This window comes from Mesorhizobium tianshanense (assembly GCF_007830515.1).
GTDB lineage: Bacteria > Pseudomonadota > Alphaproteobacteria > Rhizobiales > Rhizobiaceae > Mesorhizobium > Mesorhizobium tianshanense.
Map to the genome: position 1 here is coordinate 1 of NZ_VLKT01000008.1, position 24672 is coordinate 24672.

The window sequence follows — 24672 nt, forward strand, 5'->3', positions numbered from 1 at the left end:
GACAGAATCACGCCGCCCGCCAAACCGCCACCCTCTCTAACCCGATACACCCGAGTCATAACGCCGCGTCCGCCACCGGTTTTGCCCCGGTTACGCCGCGAATCCGCTAAGTCATTGAAAATATGGCGCGCCCGAAGAGATTCGAACTCCTGACCCCCAGATTCGTAGTCTGGTGCTCTATCCAGCTGAGCTACGGGCGCGCAACGGGCCATGCTTTGCATGGCCCCGCGATCCGATCCTGGCGACCGGCCGCGAATGTGACGTGTTCCCTAGCGACTGAATTTCCGAAAAGCAAGCCGATCCCGCAAAAGTTTTGCTGTTCATGTCTTGGCCAGGATCGGAGAGGGCGAGGATCGGAGGGGACCGGGCCAAGGCGAGGATCAGGCGGGGCGACGATCAGGCCGGGCGGCGCAGGCCGTTGCGGGCCTGGTCGAGCCGGACCGGCTCATCGGGAATGGTGACCGCGAATGTGGTGCGGCCGCCTCTGCTTTCGACAAGCTCCACCGTGCCGCCATGGGCGCGGATCAATTCATAGGCGATCGCCAGGCCAAGGCCGGTGCCGCCGCTGCGGGCCGAGCCGCGGAACGCCGCGAACAGGTTCTCGCGCGCCTTCGGCGGCAGGCCGGGGCCGGTGTCGGTGACCGTGATGCGGCTGACGCTGCCCAGACGCTCGGCCGACACCGCCAACCGGCGCACCACCGCACTTTCCGCGTCCGCCGCCATCGCCTGCACGGCGTTGCGGCAAAGATTGGTGAGCACGCGAAAGAGCTGATCGGAATCGGCATCCACCTCGAAGGCCAGATCGACGGCATTGACGAATTCGATGCCGCCTTCGGTGTCGAGCAGGCCGTGGACGTCGTCGACTAGTTGGTGCAGCCTGAGCCTGCGGCGCGACGGCGGCGGCTCCTGGGTACGGCCATAGGAGAGCACACCTTCCGAATAGGATACGGCACGATCGAGCGCGCGCAGCAGTTTCGGCGCAAAGGCCTGCACGGTCGGGTCCTGGACCTGACGCAGGCGATCCGACATCAGCTGCGCCGACGCCAGGATGTTGCGCATGTCGTGATTGATCTTCGACACGGCGAGGCCAAGGTCGGCTAGGTGTTTCTGCTCGGCGAGCATCTTTTGCAGCCGCTCCTGCATCTGCGAAAGCTCGCGCTCGGCGACGCCGATCTCGTCGGCGCGGGCGGCAGGGCGGATGATCCGCCCGGGGTCGTCCGGTGCCTCTGAGAAGGCCAACATCGAGCGCGTCATCGTCCGGATCGGACCTATCATGATCAGGTCTATGGCGGCGTAGACCAGCATGGCGGTGAACAGCGAGATCAGCAGCGAGACGAAGGCGACGTTGCGCGAATAGATGAGCATGGCATTGCGCAGGCTGTGATCAGGCATGATCAGCTCGAATTCCTTGTCGCTGTCGCCGACCGGCCCGAAAACGCGCAGCATCCGCTCGCCGCCGAAAAACAGCGTGTCCAAAGCGCTGGTCATGCCCTCGACCAGGCCGACATTGGCGATGTCGATATGCTCGTCGACCTGCGGCGGCATTTCGGCCACGACCAAAAGGCGCGAGACGCCGCCGTCGCGTACGGCGATCGCCTTGGCGCCTATCGCCGTCAGCACGTCGTTCTGGGCGGCGCGGGAGAGCGAGGCGGGCTCTCCCTGCACCAGCACGATCGATACGGCCGCGGCGGTGCTCAGCCTTTCCTTCAGCCAGCTCAGTTGGTAGCTGGCGATCCAGGGCAGAAAGATAAGGACTTCGGCCAGGAGCACGAAGACGATGGTGAGCAGCAGGAGCTTTGTCGACAATCCACGCGACAAAGGCACCGTCCCGGCGTCGGCCGCCGCCCGATCGATCCTTTCATCCGCGGGTGGTATTTCACTCATGCTGCTTTTGTCTTCACGATCACTTGATCAGCCAAGATTAGGCCATTGCGGCATTTTTGCCAATTTCGTCCTTCGTCCCAACATGGGGTAAGACCGCCAAGACTTCAGCCATCGGCCCGACGGCGCCGGATGCCGGCGCCGGATTGACTTCCAAAACCCTTCTTTCTATAAGCCCGCTCACGCTCGGGCCATTCGTCCCGGCGCGGTTTCGATCGCGCCAAACCGGCCCGGCAAAGCTCCTGTTACAAAGTGACAGAATCAAGAAGGGCCGCACCCCGCGGTATTAAAACAAATGAAGCGTACCTACCAACCGTCCAAACTCGTCCGCAAACGCCGGCACGGGTTCCGTGCCCGCATGGCCACCAAGGGTGGTCGTGGCGTCGTCGCAGCCCGCCGCAACCGCGGCCGGAAGCGGCTCAGCGCCTGACCCGAGCGAAAGACGAGATCGTTGCCCGCAACCGGCAAGCCAGCGGGAGCACATCCCAAACGGCTTCTGAAACGCGCGGAATTCCTGGCTGCCCGGCGTGGCGAGAAGCGCCGCGGGCGGCTTTTTCTCGTCGAGGTTCTGGACCGCAGCGACAGCGAGGCGCCTCGCGTCGGCTACACGGTCACCAAGAAGGTCGGCAACGCAGTCGTCCGCAACCGCATCCGGCGGCGGCTGAGGGAAGCCGTGCGCACGCATGCAGCGGGTGACATGGCGCCTGGCAATGACTATGTCATCGTCGGACGCGAAGATGTGCTTACCATTCCATTCGGCCAGCTGAAGGCCGAACTCTCCCGCCGACTGCGCGGAACACGATAGGCCAAGGCTTTCGATGGAAAACAACCGGAACTTCTTCATCACCATCGCGCTGTCGGTGCTGATCCTGTCGCTTTGGCAGTATTTTTACGTGCTGCCGCGCAGCGAGGCGCAACGCGAGGCGGCCCGTATCGAAGAGCAGCGGGTAGCGGAGCAGAAGAAGGCGGCCGAAAGCGCCAGTCCGGGCGGCAGCGAAACGCCGGTGCCGCAACAAGGCGCCATTCCCAATGCACCGGGAACCGACGGCACGACGCCGGCCGGCCGCGAGCAGGCGCTGGCGTCGACAAAACGCGTCAAGATCGACACGCCGAGTCTGGAGGGTTCGATCAACCTCACCGGCGCGCGTCTCGACGACCTCAAGCTCAAGCACTACACGCTGACGGTCGACAAGAACTCGCCCGAGATCGAGTTGCTCAACCCGGCGGCGCTGCCCACTGGCTACTATGCCGAGATCGGCTTTGTCGGCAGCGAAGAGATCGGCGCGCTGCCAGGGCCGGCAACAGTGTGGACCGTCGACGGCAATGCGACACTGACGCCGGCGACACCGGTCACGCTGACCTTCACCAACGACAAGGGCCTGACCTTCAAGCGCACCTTCTCAGTCGACAGCGACTACATGTTCACGGTCTCGGACACGGTGCAGAATTCGGGCTCGGCCGCCGTCACCCTGTCGAACTACGGTCGTGTCACCCGCTTCGACAAGCCTGCCGTTGCCAGCATCTATGTGCTGCATGAGGGGCTGATCGGCGTCACCGGCACGGAAGGCCTGCAGGAACACAAATACGCGGCCATCGAGGACGACAAGCAGTACACGCCGGGCAAGTCGACCGACGGCTGGCTGGGCATTACCGACAAATACTGGGCGGTGACGCTGGTGCCGACCGAGAAGCAGCCGTTCCAGCCGCATTACGCCTATTTCGAGGACGGCCGCCCTCGCTACCAGGCCGACTTCCTCACCGACCCGATCACCGTTGATGCCGGCCAGTCGGCGACGGTCGAGACCGAAATCTTCGCCGGCGCCAAGGAAGTCGCCAAGGTCAACGCCTATGCGCAGGACCGCAACATCAGGCTGTTCGACCGTTTGATCGACTGGGGATGGTTCATCTGGATCACCAAGCCGATGTTCTATCTGATCGACACGATGTACAAATTCTTCGGCAATTTCGGCCTTGCCATCCTAGCCACCACCGTGGTCGTCAAGGCCGTCTTCTATCCGCTCGCCAACAAGTCCTACGCGTCGATGGCGAACATGAAGAAGGTGCAGCCCAAGATGCTGGAGATCCGCGAGAAATACGCGGACGACAAGATGAAGCAGCAACAGGCGATGATGGAGCTCTACAAGACCGAGAAGATCAATCCGCTCGCCGGCTGCTGGCCGGTGGCGCTGCAGATCCCGGTCTTCTTTGCGCTCTACAAGGTGCTCTACATTACCATCGAGATGCGGCATGCACCGTTCTTCGGGTGGATCCAGGATCTGGCGGCACCCGACCCGACCTCGCTCTTCAATCTGTTCGGCCTCATCCCTATCACCCTGCCGCATATGTTGATGATCGGCGTTTGGCCGCTGATCATGGGCGTGACCATGTTCCTGCAGATGCGCATGAACCCAACGCCGCCGGACCCGACGCAGGCCATGATCTTCACCTGGATGCCGGTGGTCTTCACGTTCATGATGGCGGGCTTTCCGGCCGGCCTCGTCATCTACTGGGCCTGGAACAACCTGCTTTCGATCATCCAGCAAGGCGTCATCATGAAGCGCCAGGGCGCCAAAATCGAGTTGTGGGACAATCTGGTCGCGCTTTTCCGGAAGAAACCGTCGCCGGCGGAATAGCCGGCGAGCCCTTTTTTGCGAATCCAGGAAAGCCCCGGTCCGACCGGGGCTTTTTCGCAGAAGCCGAGCTGCCGGCGAACGGCGAATCCAGTCGGCCCGGCGGTAGACGCCGCCGCGACACATCCCTATAAGCACGCTCTCGTTTCAGGAGCGCTCCGTCGATGAACAGGTAAGGATGATCCGCTCCGCGCGCGGTTGGTGCTGCCGAGCGGATCGCGCTATTTTGCCCTTGCCTGTTTATTCGCCGATGGAGCCAGACCATGATCGGACCCAACCCCAACATCAAACACCCGATCCCGATGCATACGCGCGTCGGTTTCCTGAAGGGATTGGTCACGGCGCCAAACATCGAGATCGGCGACTTCACCTATTATGACGATCCGGACGGGCCGGACAAATTCGCCGAGCGATGCGTGCTGCATCATTATCCATTCATCGGCGACCGGCTGATCATCGGCAAGTTCTGCGCCATCGCCGAGGGCGCGCGCTTCATCATGAACGGCGCCAATCATGCCATGTCCGGCTTTTCGACCTATCCGTTCAATATCTTCGGTCATGGTTGGGAAGAGGGTTTCGATCCGGCGACCTGGTCGAAGGAATTGCGCGGCGACACAGTGCTCGGCAATGATGTATGGATCGGCATGGAAGCGGTGATCCTGCCCGGCGTGACGATCGGCCATGGCGCCATCGTTGCGGCAAAATCGGTGGTGACGCATGACGTGCCACCATATGCGATCGTCGCCGGCAATGCGGCCAAGGTGGTGAAGATGCGCTTCGACGACAGGATCATCTGGCGGCTTTTGGCGGTGTCGTGGTGGGACTGGCCGGTGGAAAAGATCAGCCGTAATCTCAATGCCATTCGTGGCGCCGATATTTCTCTTCTGGAGGCAGCGGTTTGAACGCGTTGAACAAGACTGTAATCGGCACCGAGCTGTTCACGCGACCATGGATATTCATCCGTGGTGTGCCGGCGATGAAGTTCCTACCGCCGGAAGGACCGCCGGAGATCGCCTTTGCCGGCCGCTCGAACGTCGGCAAATCGTCGCTGATCAACGCCCTGGTCAACCAGAAGGGGCTGGCGCGCACGTCCAACACGCCGGGGCGGACGCAGGAACTCAACTATTTCGTTCCGGATGGATTTTCCGGCGAAGGCGCCGATCTGCCGCCGATGGCGCTGGTCGACATGCCGGGCTACGGCTACGCCACCGCGCCCAAGGAAAAGGTCGACGACTGGACGAAACTCGTCTTCGACTACCTCAAAGGCCGCGTCACGCTGAAGCGCGTCTACGTGCTGATCGACGCCCGCCATGGCATCAAGGCCAAGGATGACGAAGTGCTGTCGCTGCTCGACAAGGCGGCGGTCTCCTATCAGATCGTGCTGACCAAGACCGACAAGATCAAGACGGCCGGGGTACCGCGACTGATTGAAGAAACGCTTGCGAAGATCAAGAAGCGTCCGGCCGCGTTTCCGTTCGTTCTCGCCACGTCTTCGGAAAAGACCGAGGGCCTCGAGGAATTGCGCGCGGCGATCGTGCTGGCGGCCAATGGCGGCTAGGACTTCGCCTCTAGTGCAATCATCTGGTGGCTTTCTTCCGTGGCAAGCCTTTCGGTGCCGTAAGCCTTCAGGAACATGCCGACGCCTGACCTGACGATGTGGTCGATTTCATCGTGGCTGGGGGCCTTGGTGCGGTAGGCGAATATGCACTGACGGAAAAGACCGGCCAAGCATAGTTCGGTGAACTGATAGGCGGCAAGATCAACGTCGTCGATCTTCAGCAGGTCGCGCTCGATGGCGGCATTAAGAAAGGCCACGACCTTGTCATGGCCGCGTTTCGGGCCGCGTTCGTAAAAACGTGCGCCCAGTTCGGGAATCCTGTCGGATGCGCCGATCACCGTGCGCTGCGCCTGGATGACCTTGGCCGACGTGATCTTGAGGGACAGCACCTTGCCGAACTTCACCAGCGTCTCGCGAAGGTCGTCGGCGCGGTCGAGCATATCGTACATGTTCTTGAAGATCGTGCCGCGCTCTTCCTCGATCAGCGCCTCGAACAACTCTTCCTTGTTGGCGAAGTAGACATAGATCGTGCCCTTGGAAACCCCGGCCTCGCGGGTGATGTCATTCATCGACGCAGCTTCGAAGCCCTTGTCGATGAAGACACGGCGCGCGCCGTCGATGATCTGGCTGCGCTTCACCGGATCCTGTCCCGCTGCCGGGCGGCCGCGACGCAGGCTGTCCAGCAAATCGCACTGGTCCTTGCCAGAGTCAGGCAATGGGCCAGTGTCGGGCAGTGGGCCAGCGTCAGGGTCGGTCATAAGGTCACACCTCGAAAAATATTCGAACCGATCGGTTCGATCACCCTTGATATGGGCCTCTCTCAGCGCTAAGTCAATGCTCACATCGAACCGAACGGTTCAGTCTGACTGATCTTCCAGAGATGTTCCCAGAGAGATCCTCAATGTCCTCGAAAGCGCCTGTCACCGCCGAAGTCCGTCCATTCCCCAACGCCAAGGTCGCGCCAGCAACCGAGGCGCCGAACGCACCGACCGAGCCCGCAATCAGCCCTCCAGCCGAGGCGCCGGCCAAAAAGAAGCGTTCGGCGCGCTCCTTTCTGTTGCCGATCATCGCGCTTGGCTTACTGGGCGCAGGCGCCTGGTACGGCTACGACTACTGGACCGACGGGCGCTTCATGATCTCAACGGACGACGCCTATGTCCAGGCCGACATGGCGTTCATTTCGCCGAAAATCTCCGGCTACGTCGATCAGGTCAAGGTGATCGAGAACCAGCAGGTGAAAGCCGGCGACCCGCTGCTGATCGTCGACAACGGCGACTACAAAATAGCGGTCGCCCAGGCCGAGGCGCAGATCGCCACCTTGAGCAAGACGCTCGACCGCATCGACGCCCAGACCGAGGCGGCGCGCGCAACGCTCAAGCAGGCGCAGGCGCAGAAAACCGCCGATCAGGCTGCCGCCGACAATGCGGCGCGTGTTCAAGCGCGCGCCGCCCAATTGCTGAAGACACATGTCGGCACCCAGGCTCAGCTGGATGATGCCCAGACCGCGGTCGAGCAGGCCAATGCCGCGCTTGCAGGTGCCGACGCCCAGATCGCGGCGGCGCAGGCCAATATCGGTGTGCTTCAGGCGCAGCGCGCGGAGACGGCAAGCACGCTGGCGTCGCTGCAGCTTGCCCGGGACAAGGCCGCGCGGGACCTGTCCTTCACCGTGCTGCGCGCGCCCTATGACGGTGTGGTCGGCAACCGCTCCGTCGAGCAGGGCGACCTGATCAGCCCCGGACAGAAGCTCGCCGTCATCGTGCCGATGGACAAGCTCTATATCGTCGCCAATTTCAAGGAGACCCAGCTTGCCCAGCTGGTGCCTGGCGAAAAGGTCAGGATTTCGGTCGATGCGATCGACGGCGAGGATTTCGAAGGCACCGTCTCGTCGCTGGCGCCGGCTTCCGGCGCGGTGTTCTCGCTGCTGCCGCCGGAAAACGCCACCGGCAATTTCACCAAGGTCGTGCAGCGCGTCCCGGTTCGCATCGACGTGCCGGCGGACGTGCTGAAGACAGGCAGGCTGCGCGCGGGCTTGAGCGTCGTGGTCGCCGTCGACAGCCGCACTGCGCCCTCGGCGTCGAAGTAAGCGGCCCGGAGCAGCGTCATGGCGACCGCAACCCTGACCGCAGGATCGGCGCCGGCCAAGCCGGTCGACCACATCGAGCCGCGTCGCATCATAGCCTTCCTGGCTATGGTGTTCGGCATGTTCATGGCGATCCTGGACATCCAGATCGTTTCGGCCTCGCTGTCCGAGATTCAGGCGGGCTTGAGCGCCAGCTCCGACGAAATCCCCTGGGTGCAGACCGCCTATCTGATCGCCGAAGTCATCATGATCCCGCTGTCCGGTTTTCTCAGCCGGATGCTGTCGACGCGTGTGCTGTTCACCGTCTCCGCGGCCGGCTTCACCGCCGCGAGCGCACTTGCGGCGACCGCCACCAACATCGACCAGATGATCGTCTACCGCGCCATCCAGGGCTTCATCGGCGGCGGCATGATCCCGAGTGTCTTCGCTGCCGCCTTCACCATCTTTCCGCCGTCGCGCCGCGCCATGGTTTCGCCGATGATCGGTCTGGTGGCGACGCTGGCGCCGACCATCGGTCCAACCGTCGGCGGCTATATCAGCCATGCCATGTCCTGGCACTGGCTGTTCCTGATCAATGTGGTGCCTGGCATCCTGGTCACTGCCGCGGCGTGGTCGCTGATCGATTTCGACAAGCCCGATCTCAGCCTGTTCCGCAAGTTCGACTGGTGGGGCCTTGCCGGCATGGCGGCCTTCCTCGGTTCGCTGGAATATGTGCTCGAGGAAGGCCCGAACAATGACTGGCTTCAGGACCAGGCGGTCTTCATCTGCGCCATCCTGATGACGGCCGGTGCGGTGCTGTTCTTCTGGCGCGCCTTCACCGCCGAGGAGCCTATCGTCGACCTCAAGGCTTTCACCAACGTCAACTTCGCCTTCGGCTCGCTCTTCTCCTTCGTCATCGGCATCGGCCTCTACGGCCTGACCTATCTCTATCCGGTGTTCCTCGGACGCATCCGCGGCTACGATTCCCTGATGATCGGCGAGGCGCTGTTCGTCAGCGGCCTGGCGATGTTCGCCACCGCGCCCATTTCCGGCATCCTGTCGCGCAAGATGGATCCGCGGCTGATGATGATGATCGGCTTCCTCGGCTTCGCAGCCGGGACCTGGCGCATGACCTATCTGACCGCCGACTGGGATTTCTGGGAACTTTTGGTGCCGCAGATCCTGCGCGGCGCCTCGATGATGCTGTGCATGGTGCCGATCAACAACATCGCGCTGGGGACGCTGCCGCCCGAGCGGTTGAAGAACGCTTCCGGCCTGTTCAACCTCACCCGCAACCTCGGTGGCGCGGTCGGCCTTGCCGTCATCAACACCGTGCTGATCGACCGCAACGCTTTCCACTACGCAAGGCTGGCCGAGCATGTGCAATGGGGTAGTGCCGAGGCGCAGACCAAGCTGCAGAACATGACGCTCGACTTCGAGCAGAATGCCGGCCTGGACGCCTCCAAGGCGGCGATCTCCAGACTGTCCGCCATGGTCCAGCAGCAGGCGTCGCTGCTGTCCTTCATGGACGTGTTCTACCTCTTGACGGCGCTGTTCGCCACGCTGGCGATCTTCGTCCTGTTCATCCGCAAGCCGGCGGAACCGGGCGGCGGAGGCGGCAGCGGACACTGATAGGGGGATCGAACCATCGTTCGGCCCGACGTCTGCTGCATGGCGTTGCCGGAAGCCGACAGGAGCCATCCTACCTGGTTTCGGCTAGAATTCCGGCATGAACATCCTGATTCTCGGCGCGACCGGCTTCATCGGTTCCGCCGTTACAAGAAAACTCGTGGACGAAGGTCATCAGGTCACGGGGCTTGGGCGCTATCCCGCGCGTGCCGCGCTGAAGATGCCGCATGTTCGCTGGCTGGCTGCTGATCTTGCCGGCATGACGCAGAGCGACAATTGGCAGCAAGTGTTGGAGGGCCAGCACGTTGTCGTCAATTGCGCCGGCGGGCTGCAGGATGGGCTTTCCGACGACCTATATGCCACCCAGGAAAGGGCGATGCTGGCGCTCTACGAGGCAGCGCGGGATCGGGAACTGCTGATCGTCCAGATATCGGCGGAAACAGAAACCCTTGGCCGCGACATTGCCTTTCTTAGCACCAAGCGGCGGGCAGACGCGGCTCTCGCCGCAAGCGGCATACCCTATGTCATCCTTCGTCCGGCGCTTGTCCTCGGCCGCAATGCGCATGGTGGCTCCGCATTGCTGAGGGCTCTCGCAGCCTTTCCATTGGCGATCCCGCTGGTGTACGCCAACAGCCTCGTCACGACAGTTGCCCTTGACGATGTCGCGAGCGCCGTCAACGCGGCCATTCAGGGCACCCTGCCACCCGGATCCGATGTTGCTCTCGGCAGCGATGAAAGGCTCACGCTGAAGGAACTAGTTCTATTACACCGTAGCTGGCTCGGCCTCCCTTCAGCTCCGGTAATTGCCGTGCCGTCCGCGGTCGCGCGACCGGTGACATGGCTCGCCGATATGGCCGGCAGGCTCGGGTGGCGTTCGCCGCTCCGCTCGACAGCAATGGCGGTCATGTCAGGTGGTGTCGAAACCCGGCGGCCACGGGACAACGATCCGCCTCTCTCGTCGGCGGCCGAGTCCCTGGCCGCCGCCCCTTCAGGGGTCCAGGATATCTGGTTCGCCCGCCTCTATCTGCTGAAATCGCCAACCATCATTGTCTTGTCGCTGTTCTGGTTGATCTCCGGCCTGGTGCCCTTCCTCAGGTTCGAGGCGGCGCGAAACCATTTCGCCACCCTTCTGCCTGATCGTCTTGCAAGCATCATGGTGGTCGCGACATGCCTCGCCGATATCGTTCTCGGGCTTACCGTCCTATACCGACCGTGGACAAGACGCGCGCTTGTCGGCATGCTTTTCCTGACGCTCGCCTATCTTGTTGCCGCAACGCTCACCGAACCCGCACTTTGGCTCGATCCGCTCGGAGTTCTCGTCAAGGTGGTGCCGTCGATTCTGCTGACGCTTGCAGCTCTTGCCACTTTGGATGAACGCTGATGGCGGTCGAAGACTTTCTTCGGCTTGTCCACCTACTCGGCGCGACAGTGCTGTTCGGCACCGGCGCCGGGATAGCCTTTTTCATGGTTATGGCAGTGCGAACCCGCGACCCTCGCATTATCGCCCATGTCGCCGGCATCGTTGTCATCGCCGATGCCGTCTTCACGGCAACAGCTGTTGTGCTCCAGCCGTTGACAGGATACGGGCTGGCGCGTGTTATCGGCTGGCCGCTCAACGAAGGCTGGCTCATCCTGTCACTGGTGCTTTACGTCTTCATTGGCCTTTTCTGGTTACCGGTGGTCTGGATCCAGATCCGCTTGCGCGACATGGCAAGTATGCAGCCGCCGAGGCGGCCACCCTGCCACCCGGCTTCCATCGGCTCTATCGCATCTGGTTTGCTTTCGGCTCTCCAGCCTTTTTCGCGGTGATCGCGATCTTTTGGCTGATGTTGACCAAACCCAGCATCACCCTGTTAGACCTCAACTAGGGCCAAGGTTAGGAGACAGCTCGCAGGCCATCAGGCGGTGGCCGGCTTGAAGGTCAAGGCGACGCCGTTGATGCAATGGCGCAAGCCGGTCGGCGGCGGGCCATCGTTGAAGACATGGCCGAGATGGCCGCCGCAACGGCGGCAGTGGACCTCGGTTCGGGTCATCCCGAGAGACCTGTCCACGGTCTCGCCGACAGCATTGGGAATCTCCTGCCAGAAGCTCGGCCAGCCGGTGCCGGAATCGAACTTGGTCTCGGACGAGTAGAGCGGCAGGTCGCAGCCGGCGCAGGCGAAGATACCCTTGCGGTGTTCGTTGAGCAGCGGGCTGGTGCCCGGATATTCGGTGCCTTCCTTGCGCAGCACATTGAAAGCCGCGTCGGACAGGATGGCGCGCCACTCGGCCTCGGTCTTGGTGATCTCGAAGGTTTCGGCCGCGTGTGCATCCTGCGGCCGGCCCATGCGCATCAGAGCGGTGGCGCCTGCAACAGCGCCAATGGCGGCCGCGCCGCTCAAAAGAAGATCGCGACGATTCATGACCATTCCTCCTGTTATTTCTTTGCCAGTTTCGACCGCCATACGGAAATCAAAAGCCGGTGACGATCAGCATCGCAAAACACTCCGCGCCGGTCCACATTTGGTGGAAACGGCGCGAAGTGTGTTCGGAGAGCCTCAGCAATATCTTCGCTGGCAGAAGGCCCTTCGTTACATCTTCGGCAGCAGAACCTTGTCGATGACGTGGATGACGCCGTTCGACTGCTCGACATCGGCGACCGTCACATTGGCGACATTGCCGTTTTCGTCGGTCGCGGTGACCTTGCCGTCATCGGCCTTGAGCGTCAGCTCGCAGCCGCCAACCGTCTTGACCTTGTGCGCGCCACCATCGTCCATGGCCATCTTGGCGACGTCGGCGGCCATCGCCTTGGCACCGATGACGTGGCAAGTCAGGATCTTGACCAGCTTGTCCTTGTTTTCGGGCTTGAGCAGCGTGTCGACCGTGCCGGCTGGAAGCGCGGCAAAGGCGTCGTTGGTCGGCGCGAACACGGTAAAGGGACCGGCACTCTGCAGCGTCTCGACCAGGCTGCCGGCCTTGACGGCTGCAACCAGCGTCGTGTGATCCTTCGAGTTGACGGCGTTCTCGACGATGGTCTTGGTGGCATACATGGCGGCGCCGCCGACCATCGGGTTTTCGGCATAGGCGGCGGTGGCGAGCGCGGAGACGGCGACCGTGCCGGCAAGCAAAAGAGTGGCGAATTTACGCATTATCTCAATCTCCTTAGTTTATATTTTCCCCCTCTTTTGGGGGCGCAGGAGATACGCTAGATAAGTGCGTGAGTTTCGTCGTTCAGCAAAAAAATATTTCGCAGCGTCGAACTGCGCGCTCCATACCATTCGAGGACTTAAACCTAAATGCTTCCTGGGTTCGCGCCACTGCGGGAGATCGATTATGAATCTCCTTGAAGAGAATGGGTACCAGCGGTCAGATTCCCTTCAGATCGCCCGCAGCGACCACAGGGCCTGTCGGCTGGCCGGTCGGCGAACCGCCGGCCGGCTCGAGGCTGACCGCAAGCACGGCGCCCCGGGCAAGTTTCTCCTGCACGGCCGGCGCAATCGTCATATGCGCGGTCTGACCGGCCGGGATGACGCCCATAGAGACCGGGGTATTCTTGCCTTCGATCATCCACAGTTCGAAATCCTTGCCGGCGGCACGTTCGCCGGAGACATGCGACAAGCCGACTTCGCGATCGGCGGCGTCGTAGACGACAAGGTATCTGACATCGCTGCCGTCGGCAGCCAGCGAGGCGACGAGCCGCGGTTGCTCGAGCGGCGGGTTGAGGTAAGGCACGGCGACATAGATCGCCAGCGCCGCAACGGCAGCGGCGGCAAGACCGCGCCAGAAGGCAAGACTTGACCAGAGGCCCGCGCGAGGCTCCGCCACAAATAGCCGGCTATCTATTGCCTCCTTGACCCTGATCGGAGGCTCCGTCTCCGGACAGGCGGCAATCATCGGCGAAAGATGTACCTCCCAGGCATCGACAAGGTGCGCGAAAGCGGCGTCCGCGTCGATGCGGCGCGACGCGATCTCGCGTTCGTCCGCATCCAGCACGCCGAGAACGTATTCGGCGGCGAACAGGTCGTCGCCCTCAGGTTCCGGTCCGTTATCGTCTGCCAGCGTCATCTTTCCAGACACTCTCTGAGCTTCAACAGGCTGCGCCGCAGCCAGGTTCGCATCGTGTTCAGCGGCACGCCATGGCGTGCGGCCAAGTCGGCATAGCTTTCTCCGTCCAGATAGGCACCCCGGACGGCGGCCGCCCGGTCTTTTTCCAATTCATCGAGACAATGATGGATGCGCCCGGATTCACCTCCCGCAACAGCCGCCGCCTCCGGTCCCGCTGCCGGATCGGCCACGTCGAGCGCGGCATCGATGTAGGCAGCAGGCTCTCGCCGCGCCCTTATCCGATCGATCGCATGATTGCGCGCAATGGCCACCAGCCAGGAAATCGGGCTTAGCTCCGAGACGGCGAAACGGTCCGCCTTCGTCCATATCTTGACGAAGACCTCTTGAAGAGCCTCTTCCGCATCCCCCCGATCCTTCAATACACGAAGACAGACGCCGAAAAGTTTCGCGCTGGTCTGCCGGTAGAGCAGATCGAACGCAGCTCGGTCCTTCATCGAGGTCCGAACGATCAGGTTGCTGATGTCCCGCGGCGTCATCGGCCGCCAAATTAGGCGATTGGAATGTATTTGCAACGGCAGAAGTGTTCTTGAGGGCGGGATCATCGCGGACTTCGACTGCCAAGAAAGTAGCCGACCATTTTGGCAACCGGATTTTCCCAAAGCCGGTTTTCCACGTTTGGGTCCGATGGCTCTAGCTGTGGAGCCTCATCCGCGCTCGCCTGCGGCGCCATGGACCCGAAGGGCGCCGACGCGTTCATAGAGGACGTGCTCGACAAACTGCACCTTGCCCGCCTGCTGAAAATCAAGCCGCTGTTCGGCCAGCTGATGGACAAGAGCCTGTGGTTCACCCACTGGCCGGCTATCCAGAACGTCAGCGGCCAGCCGTCGACCGCGCTGCCCATTTATGTCACCGATGCCGGCCTGCCGCTCGGCGTCCAGGCCGCCGGCCGCCCCGGCGACGAATAGACGCTTTTGTCGTTTGCCGCGCAGATGGAAAAGATTTCGGGATGGCTGAAGCGGCAAGCGCCGCTCAAGGTGCCGGTATATAGAAGCGGCCCGATTTCACCTGATGTGACAGCAAAGTCGTTTGCGGCCCGGCGCAATTCCCGCTAAGACGCCGCCGTTCATGCCAAGCTGGGAAACATGCCGATGACGGACCTCGCCGCCACCGCCGAAATGCAGGCCGCGCTGCTTTCGAGGGCGCTGCCCTACATGCAGCGCTACGAGAACAAAACGGTCGTGGTGAAATATGGCGGCCACGCCATGGGCGACAATGCTCTCGGCAAGGCCTTCGCCCGCGACATCGCGCTTCTGAAACAATCCGGCGTCAACCCGATCGTCGTGCATGGCGGCGGGCCGCAGATCGGCGCCATGCTGGCCAAGATGGGCATAGAATCGAAATTCGAGGGCGGCCTGCGCGTCACCGACCAGAAGACGGTCGAGATCGTCGAGATGGTGCTGGCCGGCTCGATCAACAAGGAGATCGTCGCGCTGATCAATGCCGAGGGCGAATGGGCGATCGGCTTGTGCGGCAAGGACGGCAACATGGTTTTCGCCGAGAAGGCGCGCAAGACCATGATCGACCCGGATTCCAACATTGAGCGCGTGCTCGATCTCGGCTTCGTCGGCGAGCCGATCGAGGTCGACCGCACGCTGCTCGACCTTCTGGCGCGGTCCGAAATGATCCCGGTGCTGGCACCGGTGGCGCCCGGCCGCGACGGCCACACCTACAACATCAATGCCGACACCTTCGCCGGCGCCATTGCCGGCGCCTGCCAGGCGACACGCCTCTTATTCCTGACCGATGTGCCCGGTGTGCTCGACAAGGACAAGAAGCTGATCGACGAGCTGACCGTGGCCGAGGCAAAGGCCTTGATCAAGGACGGCACGGTGTCGGGCGGCATGATCCCGAAGGTCGAGACCTGCATCGAGGCGATCGAGCGCGGCGTCGAAGGCGTCGTCATCCTCAACGGCAAGACGCCGCATTCGGTGCTGCTCGAGCTGTTTACCGAACACGGCGCCGGCACGCTGATCGTGCCGTGAGCGAAGGCTGACGGATGTTTCGTAGCCGGAGATCCAGGGCTCAGGCGTCCGGCAGGCTCATCGCTTGAGGTGCCCAAGCGGGACGTGGCCCGGCCCCTTGATGTTCTGCAGCACAAGCTGCGTGTGAACGTCGCGCACACCATCGAGCCGCATCAGCCGGTGCATGACGAAGGCATTGAGGTCGTCGACCGACGGCACCATCACATGCAGCAGGAAATCGTGGTCGCCGGTCATCGTCCAGCATGACGAGACCTCGTCCATGCGCTGCACGGCGGCGATGAAGGTTTCGGGCGAGCCGTCGCTGTGGCTCACCAGGCGCACCTGGATGAACACCTCGACCATCAGGCCGACAGCGCGGCGACTAAGCAACGCGGCAAAACCCTTGATGATGCCGGCGCCCTGAAGGGCCTCGAAGCGACGCGCGCACGGCGTCGTCGACAGGCCGATCTCCTGCGCCAGTTCGGATACCGGCTTGCGCCCATCGCGTTGCAGGATATCGAGCATCTTGATCTCGAAATCGTCAAACTGAGGCATTTTCACCTCTCCAATAGCGTTTCGGTGACGACTTTTACCTCCAATCCTGCATTCGGACCATCATCAAAGCTGATTTGCCTCGCCGCATTCAGCTATCTCTTAGGAGAATTCGCCGGTTCATGAGTTGCGAGGAGAAGAGCCATGACGATAAGCGTTGCCGACTATGCAAAGGAATGCGCGGCGCAAGGCCTTCGCGGCGACTATTCGGTCTGCCGTGCCGACTTCACCGTAGCGCAACACTACGATTACAGCGCTGACGAGCAGGCCGTGTGGCGCACATTGTGCGACCGCCAGACGAAGCTGACGCAGAAGCTGGCGCATCAGTCCTATCTCGACGGCGTCGCCGCGCTTGGTCTGCTCGACAAGATCCCGGATTTCGGCGCGGTCAGCGAAAAGCTGCGCAAGCTCACCGGCTGGGAAATCGTCGCCGTGCCGGGTCTTATCCCGGCCGCCCCGTTTTTCGACCATCTCGCCGATCGCCGCTTTCCGGTCACCAACTGGCTGCGGACGCGGCAGGAGCTCGACTACATCGTCGAGCCGGATATGTTCCACGACTTCTTCGGCCATGTGCCGGCGCTGACCCAGCCGGTCTTTGCCGACTTCATGCAGATGTATGGTGAGAAGGCCGAACATCTGATCGCGCTCGGCGGCGACGAGATGATCAGCCGCCTCTACTGGTACACTGTCGAATACGGGTTGATTCAGGAAACAGGCCAACCGGTGAAGGCTTTCGGCGCTGGATTGATGTCATCGTTTGCGGAACTTCAGTTCGCGATCGAAAGCAAGGACGCGCACCATGTCCCCTTCGATCTGGAAACGATGATGCGCACCAGCTACGAGATCGACAAGTTCCAGCGCGCCTATTTTGTGCTGCCGTCCTTCGACGTCTTGCGCGATGCCTTCCAGGACGTCGCCGGCCTGGCGGCGATCGTCGGACGCCACAAGGGAAAGCCGGCGCTCGACCCTGCGGAACTTTAGAACGACCGACGCTCTACTTTTGCTTGAGCGTCGATTGCTCGCCGGCCGGCTATGCGCCGATGACCTTGCCGAGGTGGTCGCCCAGCCGGCAGGCCAATGCGGCGATCGTCGTCGTTGGATTGCATTCGCCGGACGTGCAAAACACCGAGGAGCCGCCGACATAGAGATTATCCATGCCGTGTACCTTTGAGTTGGCGTCCACAACGCTTTTGGTCATGTCCGTGCCCATGCGCGTGCCGCCCATATGGTGGTGGCCAGCCAATTCCTCGTTTGTCGGATAGTCCCCGCCATTGGTGAGCCAGTTGGCGATGCGCACCCGGCCGAGATCCTTCTGGACAAACGTCGTGCCAAACAGCCTCAGGCCCTCCAGGAGCGTGCGGCGCTCCAGTTCCGATTTTTTCCAGTGCAGCTCGATGCGTGGCACGCCGGCGTGGTCGACATCGGTTTTCGACAATAGGATCCGGTTCGAGGCCAGCGGCGCCTGTTCCCAGGTGACATAGAGCTGGGCGGCGCAGCGCAGATTCTGGCTGAGCTGATGGGACACCCACTCGGCCATCTCAGGCACCGTGCAGGCAAGGTCGGCGATGATGCTTTTGATGCCGGGATACGGCGTCTCGATCAGCCTGATGCCGAAGTTCATGATCTCAAGGCGCTCCATGGCCGCCAGCGTCGGCGAGAAGAAGGCCTCGTTGGTGGCGTCGACTTCAAACTCGCTATAATCGGCGAGGATGGCATTGCCGCCTTCGAAGGTCGGATGCTCCATCCAGTAGGTGCCGAGTGCCGCTGCATTCGGCACCACACCGCCGTTCGAGCGCTGGTTCGACCATAGGAGCAACCGTGAGTTTTCCAAGCCACCGGTGCAGACGACGAAATAATCGGCGGTGAAGGAACCGGGATCCTTGCCGTTCGACCACAGTTTGGCGCCGGTCACTCTCTTGCCGTCACCAGCGAGTTCGGTGGCATAGGTGTCGAGCACCACGGCGACGTTCCTGCTCCTGTCGAGTTCGTCGGCAAATTTTTCACCGAAACGCACGGCCGAGCTCTTGATCAGTTGCACCCAGCGAATGTCGTCCGAGACCAGCACATCCGGCCGGAAATCGGGAAGTTCGAGGATTTCGTGGACTTCAGGCAGATAGGGCTCGATGTCGGCGCGGCTGATTGGCCATCCTGTATCCGGCGCCCATGCCTTCGGCTCGAAATCTTGGCTGTCGAGCACGCGGCACCAGCCGGCCCAGTGATTGGAGCTACCGCCCATGAAACGCAGCCGGGTGATGTCGAGATCGAAATAGGGGTCGCCGACCGTGACGCCACGGTAGAAATCCTGTGAGTCATCGCTGAACTCGCGGGAGCCGGCCTCCAGAACCACAACCGGAATGCCGGCCGCGCCAAGCTTCCTGGCGATCGTGGTGCCGGCCGGCCCGGAGCCGAGAATGCAGACTTTGGCGGTGAAATTCACGGCTCGAAATGCCTCGTAGCTGTCGAAGATCACGTGAGGTCGCCTCGCTTGAGGATCCAACCATTGACCTCGACGATCGCCTCCGGATCGGCAACGGGCAGCTTGCGGACCAGCGACAGTGCCGGCAACGCGATCAGCGCCTGCATGACCGTGCGGCGCGATATCTTCCTGGTGAAGAAACTCATGACACGCTCTCGATGGGGGCTTCGATCCACGCATGGCGTTCCCTGAAAGGCACATGCTCGCCAAGAAAAGCCAGTTCCGTGCCAAGCCTAGCGGCACACCTGCTTAAGCAGTGTAAACGGTCCGGCTGCGTGCAAACAACGTTAGGATTTTCTTAACGAGCGAGACCGCTCAGGCCGCTTCGGAAACGTCCCTGTCCAGGATGGTCCGATTGCGGCCGCTGTGCTTGGCCTGGTAAAGGCGCTGGTCGGCGGCACGCATCAGATCCGATACGGCGGCATCTTCGCCGCAGGTGACGCCGCCGATGCTGACGGTGAGGGGGATGGTCCGCTCATCGACGGGGCGGAAGCGGATCAGTTCGACTTCACGGCGGATGCGCTCGGCGACGCGTTTGGCTTCCTGTTCGGTGGCGCCGACCAGAAACGCGCCGAATTCCTCGCCGCCGATGCGGCCGATCACGTCGCCGCTACGCACGCCGCGCTCGATCGCGTTTGCGATGAGCAGCAGCGCGTCGTCGCCGGTCAGATGACCGTAGCTGTCGTTGATGATCTTGAAATGGTCGGCATCGATGATCAGCAACGTACCGCGATCGGATTTACGCCGGGAGGCGTCGAGCGCCGCAAAGAAGCTCTCGCGGTTGAGCATGCCTGTCATGTCGTCGCGGCTCGCCTTTTCGGAAAGGCGCCGATGCGCGGCGGCGAGTTGCGCATGAGCGCGGGCAAGGTCGCGATGGGCACTTTTCAGCCTTTCGCCCTGCCAGAACGTATGCCCGCTGGCGATCCAAGCAAGCGCGAGCGGGCAGACCGTGGATGTCAGCCACATCGTGCGGTTGAACGGAAAGCCCATCGCCGGGACGACGATCAGCGTCAACAGAAGCGAGACCGCGAGGGAGGTGAAAGCGACGGCGGCGGACTTCAGAAATATGCGGCTCATCGCTTGCTCCCACTGGACTGCCTCTGTGCCAGCAAGCCCTGAATGCCACCTTTCGGCGATGCCTAAAATTTGAATCGTTGCGCCACTTTGGCGCCTCGCAACGCGCATAAGTTGTGGATAAAGCCTCTGCCAAAAGCACCGTTTCGTGCCATAAGGAATGCATGACCACGTTCCCGGAACCCGCCCGCTTTGCCCATGTCACCGACTGGGTGTTCGACCTCGACAACACGCTCTATCCGCACCATTCGAATCTGTTCTCGCAGATCGACGTGAAGATGACCGCCTACATCGGGGAACTGCTGACGCTGCCGCGCGACGATGCTCGCAAGCTGCAGAAGGAACTTTACCGGGAATACGGCACGACGCTGAACGGTTTGATGACGCGCCACGGCATCGATCCCGATGACTTTCTCGAGAAGGTCCATGACATCGACTATTCCTGGCTGGTGCCAGATCCCGTTCTCGGCACCGCCATCCGCCAGCTTCCCGGCCGCAAGTTCATCTTCACCAACGGCGACCGCAGGCATGCCGAACGCACCGCGCGCCAACTCGGCATCCTCGACCATTTCGACGACATCTTCGATATCGTCGCCGCCGGGCTGAACCCCAAGCCGGCGCGCCGGACTTACGAGAAGTTTGCGGAACTCCACGCCATCACCGGCCACAATGCGGTGATGTTCGAGGATCTGGCCCGCAACCTGTCCGTGCCGAAATCGCTGGGCATGACCACGGTGCTGGTCGTGCCGCGCAACTTCGAGCCCACATTCTCGGAAATCTGGGAACGTGACCCGGCCAACGAGGACGACGTGGATTTCGTCACCGACGATCTTGCCGAATTCCTCACCGCGATCGTCGAGATTCCAGCCTGAAGCCGCCTCCCGCCTGATCGGCGCTTGTTTCATCGGGAAGCTTGACCACGCCAGGGCAACCGCTTCAAACAAGAAAGATAGCCCGGTCGGCCACGCGACCGGCAGCCCTTAGAGCTCGTAGAAGCGGCTGATAATCCCCCAGGCTTCGTCGGCGGTGTCGACCAAATCGATGATGTCCTGGTCACCGGGGGTGATCGTGCCTTGCTCAGCGAGGAAGTCGAGGTCAATCGCCTTTTTCCAGAAAGCCTTGCCGAACAGGATCACCGGCACGCGTTCCATGCGGCCGGTCTGGATCAGGGTCAGCGTCTCGAAGAATTCGTCCATCGTGCCGAAGCCGCCCGGAAATACCGCGACAGCCTTGGCGCGCATGACGAAATGCATCTTGCGGACCGCGAAATAGTGGAAATTGAAACAGAGTTCCGGCGTTACATAGGCATTCGGCGCCTGCTCGTGCGGCAACACGATATTGAGGCCGATCGACGGTGCGCCGACATCGTCGGCGCCGCGGTTGCCTGCTTCCATGACGCCGGGTCCGCCGCCTGTCACCACGACGAATTCGCGATAATAGGAGGCGGCCGACTGCTGCGAGCAGAGGCGGGCGAACCTGCGCGCCTCCTCGTAATATTTGCTGTTTTCCTCGAGGTTCTTCCTCTGCGTCTCGTTCTTGGCCGCCCAGGCTTCACCGCCCGGCTCGGGGATACGCGCCCCGCCGAACAGGATGACGGTCGAATGGATGCCGCGTTCGGCCAGGATCATCTCCGGCTTCAGGAGTTCGAGCTGCAGCCGCACCGCACGCAATTCGCGCCGTGTCATGAAATCGGGATCGTTCCAGGCCAGCCGGTAGGTCTCGGCGCGCGTCTGCGGCGTGTCCGGCACGCTTTTCGACCGCTCCAGATCCTCGTCCGAATGCGGCAGCGGCGTCCACCCCGCCTTTTCCATGGGGTTCATATTACCTACCCGTCCAAATCATTCACTTGCGCCGTCCCGTGACGCAGCCGCGATTGACCCCTACTCGACCTTCACATAGGGTCCGCGCGACTTTCAAACAGGTTAAGGCGCGGCACCTTAACAGCTTGGTAATGGAGCGAATTCATGTCGAACCCCGATCTGGCGAGCCTCGAAAACACCATCGAAAAAGCCTTCGAGGAACGCGACGCGATTTCGACAGCAACCCTGGGCGCGACACGCGAAGCCATCCAGTCGGCGCTCGACCTGCTCGACCGCGGCATCGTCCGCGTCGCCGAACGCCAGGCCGACGGCACATGGCATGTCAACCAGTGGCTGAAGAAAGCGGTGCTGTTGTCGTTCCGGCTCAATCCGATGGAGATCATCGAGGGCGGTCCCGGCCAGGCCGTGTGGTGGGACAAGGTGCCGTCGAAATTCGACGGCTGGAGCGCCGTCGATTTCGAGAAGGCAGGCTTCCGCGCCGTGCCGTCGTCGATCGTGCGGCGTTCGGCCTATGTCGCGCCCGGCGCCGTGCTGATGCCGTCCTTCGTCAATGTCGGCGCCTATGTCGACAGCGGCACCATGGTCGACACATGGGCCTCGGTCGGCTCCTGCGCCCAGATCGGCAAGAACGTGCATCTGTCGGGCGGCGTCGGCATTGGCGGCGTGCTGGAGCCGATGCAGGCCGGCCCCACCATCATCGAGGACAATTGCTTCATCGGCGCGCGCTCCGAAGTGGTCGAAGGCTGCATCGTGCGCGAGGGCTCGGTGCTCGGAATGGGCGTCTTCATCGGCCAGTCGACCAAGATCGTCGACCGCGCCACCGGCGAGGTCTTCTACGGCGAAGTGCCGGCCAATTCCGTCGTCGTCGCCGGCTCGCTGCCCAGCAAGCCATTGCCCAGCGGCGAGCCCGGGCCGGGCCTCTACTGCGCCGTCATCGTCAAGCGGGTGGATGCCAGGACCCGTTCCAAAACCTCGATCAATGAACTGCTTCGCGATTGATCCTTGAAAAAAGGACGCACCCGATTGCCCGACAGACCGCGATTTCTATGGCTTTTCTTCAGCCTTTCCGGGCGAGTGAACCCCAGTGCCTATGTTTTGGCTGGTCTTTTGCCCCTCCTCGTTCAACTTTTCCTGCTCTACCAGTTCTCGCGAACGCCACTCGGCACGGCCGCAAGTCAGTACTGGGCGCTCGCCTGGTGGATCGCCGTGATTGTCTCGACATGGTCGACCTTTGCGCTGACGGCGAAGCGGTTCCATGATTTCGGCAAGCCTACCTACTACGCATTGATCTCTCTCGTTGTCGGCGCCATTCTCCTTGTCATCCTGGCCTTTTTCAAAAGTGATCCCGGACCCAACCGCTACGGCAAACGCACCAATGCACCGGCCGAACGCTGAGGGTCGGTCGGGTATCTCATCATGCGCTACCGCACGCTTGATTCGAAGCTGATCATCGAAACCGCCGAGCGATTGGAAAAACGCGTCGCCGACCGTTTTCCCGATGCAGGCTTGCGTGGCGTCGCCATCGAGCTTGTGTCGCTGTCGCGCGATCTGGCCAAGGCGGCGAAGGCGCTGGAAGCGCCGATCTGGTGGCTGCGCGGCATCGTCATCGCTTCCATTGCCGCCGGCGCGATGATGTTCCTGTTCGTCGGCACCATCCTGCCGCTCGGTCGTATTTCGGGGAACCACGATGCCATCCAATCGGTGCAAGGCATCGAATCCTCGATCAACATGATCATCCTCGCGGTGCTCGGCTTCCTGGCCTTGATCCGAACCGAGGAGCGTATCAAGCGCAAACAGGTGTTTCGCAAGCTTCACGGCTTGCGATCGCTGATCCACGTCATCGACATGCATCAGCTGACCAAGGATCCGGCAGTGCTTTCAACCAATTTCAAGCCGGCGTCGCATTCACCGGCACGCATAACCGACCGTGGCGATCTCGCCCGCTACCTCGACTATTGCTCCGAAATGCTGTCGATCACCGGCAAGATCGCCGCGCTGTTTGCCCAGTCGGTCAATGACAATGTCGTCGTCGATGGTGTCAACGATATCGAGACTCTCGCCTCCAACCTGTCGCGGAATATCTGGCAAAAGATCACGCTGATCGACGGTCCCTCGCGGTCGGCACATCCAGATACCTAAGCGAATCTTAATCACCTTGGTCCAGCATGCCGGTGGAGACTGTGTCGACCGACACGGAGCACTCGACTGGCACACGAGGAACCCCTGGCCAACCCAAGAACGCGCGGAAGGCGAAGCGCTGGCGCGCGGCTGTTCGCCTGGTTTTCTTCGCCGATGAGAGCGGAACCGGAAGCTGTCCGCGCGCGGCTTCTCGACACCACCTTCGACCGCAAATTCGCTGTCCTGTTCGGCACCATCAGCGTCCTGGTGCTGGCAGTCAGCGCCGCGATCATCACCGGAGACCGGTGGCCTTATGCCTGGATCGCGGCCGACCTCATCCTATTTGCCGTCCGCTTCCTGCTGATGCGGGAGTGCGAGCAGGCCCGCAAACGCAGGGCAAAGGGACCGCTGGCAGTCCTGATGGCCGCCGGCGGCGTGTGGTCGGTGATTTTCGGCCTCGGCTGCTATGGCTGCGTCGCCAGCGGGCATATGGCGCTCGCCGTGCTGGCTGGCTTGAACGTCGCAGGCGTCGTCGGCGTGGTGTCGTCACGCAACGCAGCGACCCCACGCTACGCCATATTCGTCATGCTTGCCGTTAGCCTGCCCTATCTGGTTGGCGCGCTGTTTTCTCCGGCCTCGGGGATGTCGATCGTCGGAATTCAAATGCCGTTCTATGTGGCCGGCGTCATCGTCGTGCTGCTTCAGAACCATGCGATCAACGCCCGCATGATCCGCGCCGAACTGGACAATCGCGATCTGGCGATCAAGGACGCGCTGACCGGCCTGCCAAACCGCATCTTCCTTCAGGAG

Annotated in this window: 26 protein-coding genes, 1 tRNA gene and 1 pseudogene; 16 read left to right on the forward strand and 12 right to left on the reverse strand. The window is 62.0% G+C overall.

Annotation, left to right across the window (positions count from 1 at the left end; all coding sequences use genetic code 11):
* Positions 1-123: 123 nt before the first annotated feature.
* Both IQ26_RS07755 and IQ26_RS07760 read right to left on the reverse strand, forming a co-directional pair.
* A tRNA-Arg gene (locus tag IQ26_RS07755) sits at positions 124-200 on the reverse strand.
* A gap of 196 nt (positions 201-396) precedes the next feature.
* On the reverse strand, positions 397-1884 hold the full coding sequence (locus tag IQ26_RS07760) for a sensor histidine kinase (RefSeq protein ID WP_145715553.1): 1488 nt from the start codon (positions 1882-1884) through the stop codon (positions 397-399).
* A gap of 292 nt (positions 1885-2176) precedes the next feature.
* Between IQ26_RS07760 and rpmH the strand changes: the two genes are divergently transcribed.
* From rpmH to yihA, 5 genes are all read left to right on the forward strand, one after another.
* Positions 2177-2311: a 50S ribosomal protein L34 gene (gene rpmH, locus IQ26_RS07770; RefSeq protein WP_008833937.1), complete on the forward strand. Its 135-nt coding sequence runs from the start codon at positions 2177-2179 to the stop codon at positions 2309-2311.
* Positions 2312-2332: 21 nt separating this feature from the next.
* A complete protein-coding gene (gene rnpA / locus IQ26_RS07775; protein WP_126036779.1) occupies positions 2333-2686 on the forward strand; it encodes a ribonuclease P protein component in 354 nt (117 codons plus the stop codon).
* A 13-nt stretch (positions 2687-2699) separates the two neighbouring features.
* A complete protein-coding gene (yidC, locus tag IQ26_RS07780) occupies positions 2700-4514 on the forward strand; it encodes a membrane protein insertase YidC (RefSeq protein ID WP_145715555.1) in 1815 nt (604 codons plus the stop codon).
* A 260-nt stretch (positions 4515-4774) separates the two neighbouring features.
* Entirely contained in the window at positions 4775-5413 is a 639-nt protein-coding gene (locus IQ26_RS07785) for a CatB-related O-acetyltransferase (RefSeq protein ID WP_145715557.1), read from the forward strand.
* The gene (gene yihA, locus IQ26_RS07790) at positions 5410-6069 is read left to right on the forward strand and encodes a ribosome biogenesis GTP-binding protein YihA/YsxC (protein WP_145715559.1); all 660 of its coding nucleotides are present in this window, start codon (positions 5410-5412) and stop codon (positions 6067-6069) included. Before IQ26_RS07785 ends, yihA begins: the two co-directional genes overlap by 4 nt.
* Here yihA and IQ26_RS07795 read toward each other — a convergent pair.
* Positions 6066-6827 carry a TetR/AcrR family transcriptional regulator gene (locus IQ26_RS07795; protein WP_407660318.1) on the reverse strand — a complete coding sequence of 254 codons (762 nt, stop codon included), beginning with the start codon at positions 6825-6827 and terminating at the stop codon, positions 6066-6068. The two genes, yihA and IQ26_RS07795, sit on opposite strands and share 4 nt — an antisense overlap.
* Positions 6828-6970: 143 nt before the next feature.
* Here IQ26_RS07795 and IQ26_RS07800 point away from each other — a divergent pair, with 143 nt between their 5' ends.
* The 4 genes and pseudogenes from IQ26_RS07800 (at position 6971) to IQ26_RS07815 (ending at position 11625) form a co-directional block, all read left to right on the forward strand.
* On the forward strand, positions 6971-8152 hold the full coding sequence (locus tag IQ26_RS07800; RefSeq protein WP_145715562.1) for an HlyD family secretion protein: 1182 nt from the start codon (positions 6971-6973) through the stop codon (positions 8150-8152).
* 18 nt (positions 8153-8170) lie between these two features.
* A complete protein-coding gene (locus tag IQ26_RS07805) occupies positions 8171-9760 on the forward strand; it encodes a DHA2 family efflux MFS transporter permease subunit (protein WP_145715564.1) in 1590 nt (529 codons plus the stop codon).
* A 97-nt stretch (positions 9761-9857) separates the two neighbouring features.
* On the forward strand, positions 9858-11138 hold the full coding sequence (locus IQ26_RS07810; protein ID WP_145715567.1) for an SDR family oxidoreductase: 1281 nt from the start codon (positions 9858-9860) through the stop codon (positions 11136-11138).
* Positions 11138-11625, forward strand: a pseudogene (locus IQ26_RS07815) (DUF2269 family protein). Before IQ26_RS07810 ends, IQ26_RS07815 begins: the two are co-directional and overlap by 1 nt.
* A 30-nt stretch (positions 11626-11655) precedes the next feature.
* Here the strand turns inward: IQ26_RS07815 and msrB are convergent.
* The 4 genes from msrB to IQ26_RS07835 form a co-directional block, all read right to left on the reverse strand.
* Positions 11656-12159 (reverse strand): peptide-methionine (R)-S-oxide reductase MsrB, encoded by a 504-nt coding sequence (msrB, locus tag IQ26_RS07820; protein ID WP_145715569.1) that lies wholly within the window; start codon positions 12157-12159, stop codon positions 11656-11658.
* A gap of 168 nt (positions 12160-12327) precedes the next feature.
* On the reverse strand, positions 12328-12885 hold the full coding sequence (locus IQ26_RS07825; protein ID WP_145715571.1) for a fasciclin domain-containing protein: 558 nt from the start codon (positions 12883-12885) through the stop codon (positions 12328-12330).
* A gap of 217 nt (positions 12886-13102) precedes the next feature.
* A complete protein-coding gene (locus tag IQ26_RS07830) occupies positions 13103-13801 on the reverse strand; it encodes an anti-sigma factor (RefSeq protein WP_145715573.1) in 699 nt (232 codons plus the stop codon).
* Positions 13798-14337 carry a sigma-70 family RNA polymerase sigma factor gene (locus tag IQ26_RS07835; protein WP_145715575.1) on the reverse strand — a complete coding sequence of 180 codons (540 nt, stop codon included), beginning with the start codon at positions 14335-14337 and terminating at the stop codon, positions 13798-13800. The genes IQ26_RS07830 and IQ26_RS07835 overlap by 4 nt, the downstream gene beginning before the upstream one ends.
* A gap of 192 nt (positions 14338-14529) precedes the next feature.
* Between IQ26_RS07835 and IQ26_RS40300 the strand changes: the two genes are divergently transcribed.
* Together IQ26_RS40300 and argB are read left to right on the forward strand one after the other, a co-directional pair.
* Positions 14530-14766, forward strand: a complete 237-nt coding sequence (locus IQ26_RS40300) for an amidase family protein (RefSeq protein WP_240547030.1) — start codon at positions 14530-14532, stop codon at positions 14764-14766.
* A gap of 183 nt (positions 14767-14949) precedes the next feature.
* Positions 14950-15843: an acetylglutamate kinase gene (argB, locus tag IQ26_RS07845; RefSeq protein ID WP_145715577.1), complete on the forward strand. Its 894-nt coding sequence runs from the start codon at positions 14950-14952 to the stop codon at positions 15841-15843.
* A gap of 57 nt (positions 15844-15900) precedes the next feature.
* On the opposite strand, the gene IQ26_RS07850 is transcribed toward argB, so the two are convergent.
* Positions 15901-16377, reverse strand: coding sequence for an Lrp/AsnC family transcriptional regulator (locus IQ26_RS07850; protein ID WP_145715579.1), 477 nt, complete (start codon positions 16375-16377; stop codon positions 15901-15903).
* Positions 16378-16518: 141 nt separating this feature from the next.
* On the opposite strand from IQ26_RS07850, the gene phhA reads away from it, so the two are divergent.
* A complete protein-coding gene (gene phhA, locus IQ26_RS07855; RefSeq protein WP_145715580.1) occupies positions 16519-17355 on the forward strand; it encodes a phenylalanine 4-monooxygenase in 837 nt (278 codons plus the stop codon).
* Between the two features lie 49 nt (positions 17356-17404).
* On the opposite strand, the gene IQ26_RS07860 is transcribed toward phhA, so the two are convergent.
* The 3 genes from IQ26_RS07860 to IQ26_RS07865 all read right to left on the reverse strand — a co-directional run bounded on the left by IQ26_RS07860 (position 17405) and on the right by IQ26_RS07865 (position 19927).
* Complete coding sequence (locus IQ26_RS07860; protein WP_145715582.1) at positions 17405-18844, reverse strand: GMC oxidoreductase; 1440 nt, start codon at positions 18842-18844, stop codon at positions 17405-17407.
* The gene (locus tag IQ26_RS39660) at positions 18841-18996 is read right to left on the reverse strand and encodes a hypothetical protein (protein ID WP_167522672.1); all 156 of its coding nucleotides are present in this window, start codon (positions 18994-18996) and stop codon (positions 18841-18843) included. The genes IQ26_RS07860 and IQ26_RS39660 overlap by 4 nt, the downstream gene beginning before the upstream one ends.
* 169 nt (positions 18997-19165) lie before the next feature.
* Positions 19166-19927 (reverse strand): GGDEF domain-containing protein, encoded by a 762-nt coding sequence (locus tag IQ26_RS07865; protein WP_145715584.1) that lies wholly within the window; start codon positions 19925-19927, stop codon positions 19166-19168.
* 161 nt (positions 19928-20088) lie between these two features.
* Between IQ26_RS07865 and IQ26_RS07870 the strand changes: the two genes are divergently transcribed.
* Positions 20089-20796, forward strand: coding sequence for a pyrimidine 5'-nucleotidase (locus tag IQ26_RS07870; protein ID WP_145715588.1), 708 nt, complete (start codon positions 20089-20091; stop codon positions 20794-20796).
* Positions 20797-20904: 108 nt separating this feature from the next.
* Here IQ26_RS07870 and IQ26_RS07875 read toward each other — a convergent pair whose 3' ends face one another.
* Positions 20905-21744, reverse strand: coding sequence for an LOG family protein (locus IQ26_RS07875; protein WP_145715590.1), 840 nt, complete (start codon positions 21742-21744; stop codon positions 20905-20907).
* 144 nt (positions 21745-21888) lie between these two features.
* Here IQ26_RS07875 and dapD point away from each other — a divergent pair, with 144 nt between their 5' ends.
* The 3 genes from dapD to IQ26_RS07890 are packed head-to-tail and all read left to right on the forward strand — an operon-like array spanning position 21889 to position 23883.
* Positions 21889-22743, forward strand: coding sequence for a 2,3,4,5-tetrahydropyridine-2,6-dicarboxylate N-succinyltransferase (gene dapD / locus IQ26_RS07880; protein ID WP_145715593.1), 855 nt, complete (start codon positions 21889-21891; stop codon positions 22741-22743).
* 24 nt (positions 22744-22767) lie between these two features.
* On the forward strand, positions 22768-23139 hold the full coding sequence (locus tag IQ26_RS07885) for a DUF805 domain-containing protein (RefSeq protein ID WP_276316408.1): 372 nt from the start codon (positions 22768-22770) through the stop codon (positions 23137-23139).
* A 21-nt stretch (positions 23140-23160) separates the two neighbouring features.
* On the forward strand, positions 23161-23883 hold the full coding sequence (locus tag IQ26_RS07890; RefSeq protein ID WP_145715597.1) for a hypothetical protein: 723 nt from the start codon (positions 23161-23163) through the stop codon (positions 23881-23883).
* Positions 23884-24672: the final 789 nt, after the last annotated feature.

What these genes read in the sequence shown, in the direction of transcription:
- IQ26_RS07760 (WP_145715553.1), bottom strand. Translation starts at nt 1,884, where the DNA reads ATGAGTGAAATACCACCCGCGGATGAAAGGATCGATCGGGCGGCGGCC.
- rpmH (WP_008833937.1), top strand. Translation starts at nt 2,177, where the DNA reads ATGAAGCGTACCTACCAACCGTCCAAACTCGTCCGCAAACGCCGGCAC.
- yidC (WP_145715555.1), top strand. Translation starts at nt 2,700, where the DNA reads ATGGAAAACAACCGGAACTTCTTCATCACCATCGCGCTGTCGGTGCTG.
- IQ26_RS07785 (WP_145715557.1), top strand. Translation starts at nt 4,775, where the DNA reads ATGATCGGACCCAACCCCAACATCAAACACCCGATCCCGATGCATACG.
- IQ26_RS07795 (WP_407660318.1), bottom strand. Translation starts at nt 6,827, where the DNA reads ATGACCGACCCTGACGCTGGCCCACTGCCCGACACTGGCCCATTGCCT.
- IQ26_RS07800 (WP_145715562.1), top strand. Translation starts at nt 6,971, where the DNA reads ATGTCCTCGAAAGCGCCTGTCACCGCCGAAGTCCGTCCATTCCCCAAC.
- IQ26_RS07805 (WP_145715564.1), top strand. Translation starts at nt 8,171, where the DNA reads ATGGCGACCGCAACCCTGACCGCAGGATCGGCGCCGGCCAAGCCGGTC.
- IQ26_RS07810 (WP_145715567.1), top strand. Translation starts at nt 9,858, where the DNA reads ATGAACATCCTGATTCTCGGCGCGACCGGCTTCATCGGTTCCGCCGTT.
- msrB (WP_145715569.1), bottom strand. Translation starts at nt 12,159, where the DNA reads ATGAATCGTCGCGATCTTCTTTTGAGCGGCGCGGCCGCCATTGGCGCT.
- IQ26_RS07825 (WP_145715571.1), bottom strand. Translation starts at nt 12,885, where the DNA reads ATGCGTAAATTCGCCACTCTTTTGCTTGCCGGCACGGTCGCCGTCTCC.
- IQ26_RS07830 (WP_145715573.1), bottom strand. Translation starts at nt 13,801, where the DNA reads ATGACGCTGGCAGACGATAACGGACCGGAACCTGAGGGCGACGACCTG.
- IQ26_RS07835 (WP_145715575.1), bottom strand. Translation starts at nt 14,337, where the DNA reads ATGACGCCGCGGGACATCAGCAACCTGATCGTTCGGACCTCGATGAAG.
- IQ26_RS40300 (WP_240547030.1), top strand. Translation starts at nt 14,530, where the DNA reads ATGGACCCGAAGGGCGCCGACGCGTTCATAGAGGACGTGCTCGACAAA.
- argB (WP_145715577.1), top strand. Translation starts at nt 14,950, where the DNA reads ATGACGGACCTCGCCGCCACCGCCGAAATGCAGGCCGCGCTGCTTTCG.
- IQ26_RS07850 (WP_145715579.1), bottom strand. Translation starts at nt 16,377, where the DNA reads ATGCCTCAGTTTGACGATTTCGAGATCAAGATGCTCGATATCCTGCAA.
- phhA (WP_145715580.1), top strand. Translation starts at nt 16,519, where the DNA reads ATGACGATAAGCGTTGCCGACTATGCAAAGGAATGCGCGGCGCAAGGC.
- IQ26_RS39660 (WP_167522672.1), bottom strand. Translation starts at nt 18,996, where the DNA reads ATGAGTTTCTTCACCAGGAAGATATCGCGCCGCACGGTCATGCAGGCG.
- IQ26_RS07865 (WP_145715584.1), bottom strand. Translation starts at nt 19,927, where the DNA reads ATGAGCCGCATATTTCTGAAGTCCGCCGCCGTCGCTTTCACCTCCCTC.
- IQ26_RS07870 (WP_145715588.1), top strand. Translation starts at nt 20,089, where the DNA reads ATGACCACGTTCCCGGAACCCGCCCGCTTTGCCCATGTCACCGACTGG.
- IQ26_RS07875 (WP_145715590.1), bottom strand. Translation starts at nt 21,744, where the DNA reads ATGAACCCCATGGAAAAGGCGGGGTGGACGCCGCTGCCGCATTCGGAC.
- dapD (WP_145715593.1), top strand. Translation starts at nt 21,889, where the DNA reads ATGTCGAACCCCGATCTGGCGAGCCTCGAAAACACCATCGAAAAAGCC.
- IQ26_RS07890 (WP_145715597.1), top strand. Translation starts at nt 23,161, where the DNA reads ATGCGCTACCGCACGCTTGATTCGAAGCTGATCATCGAAACCGCCGAG.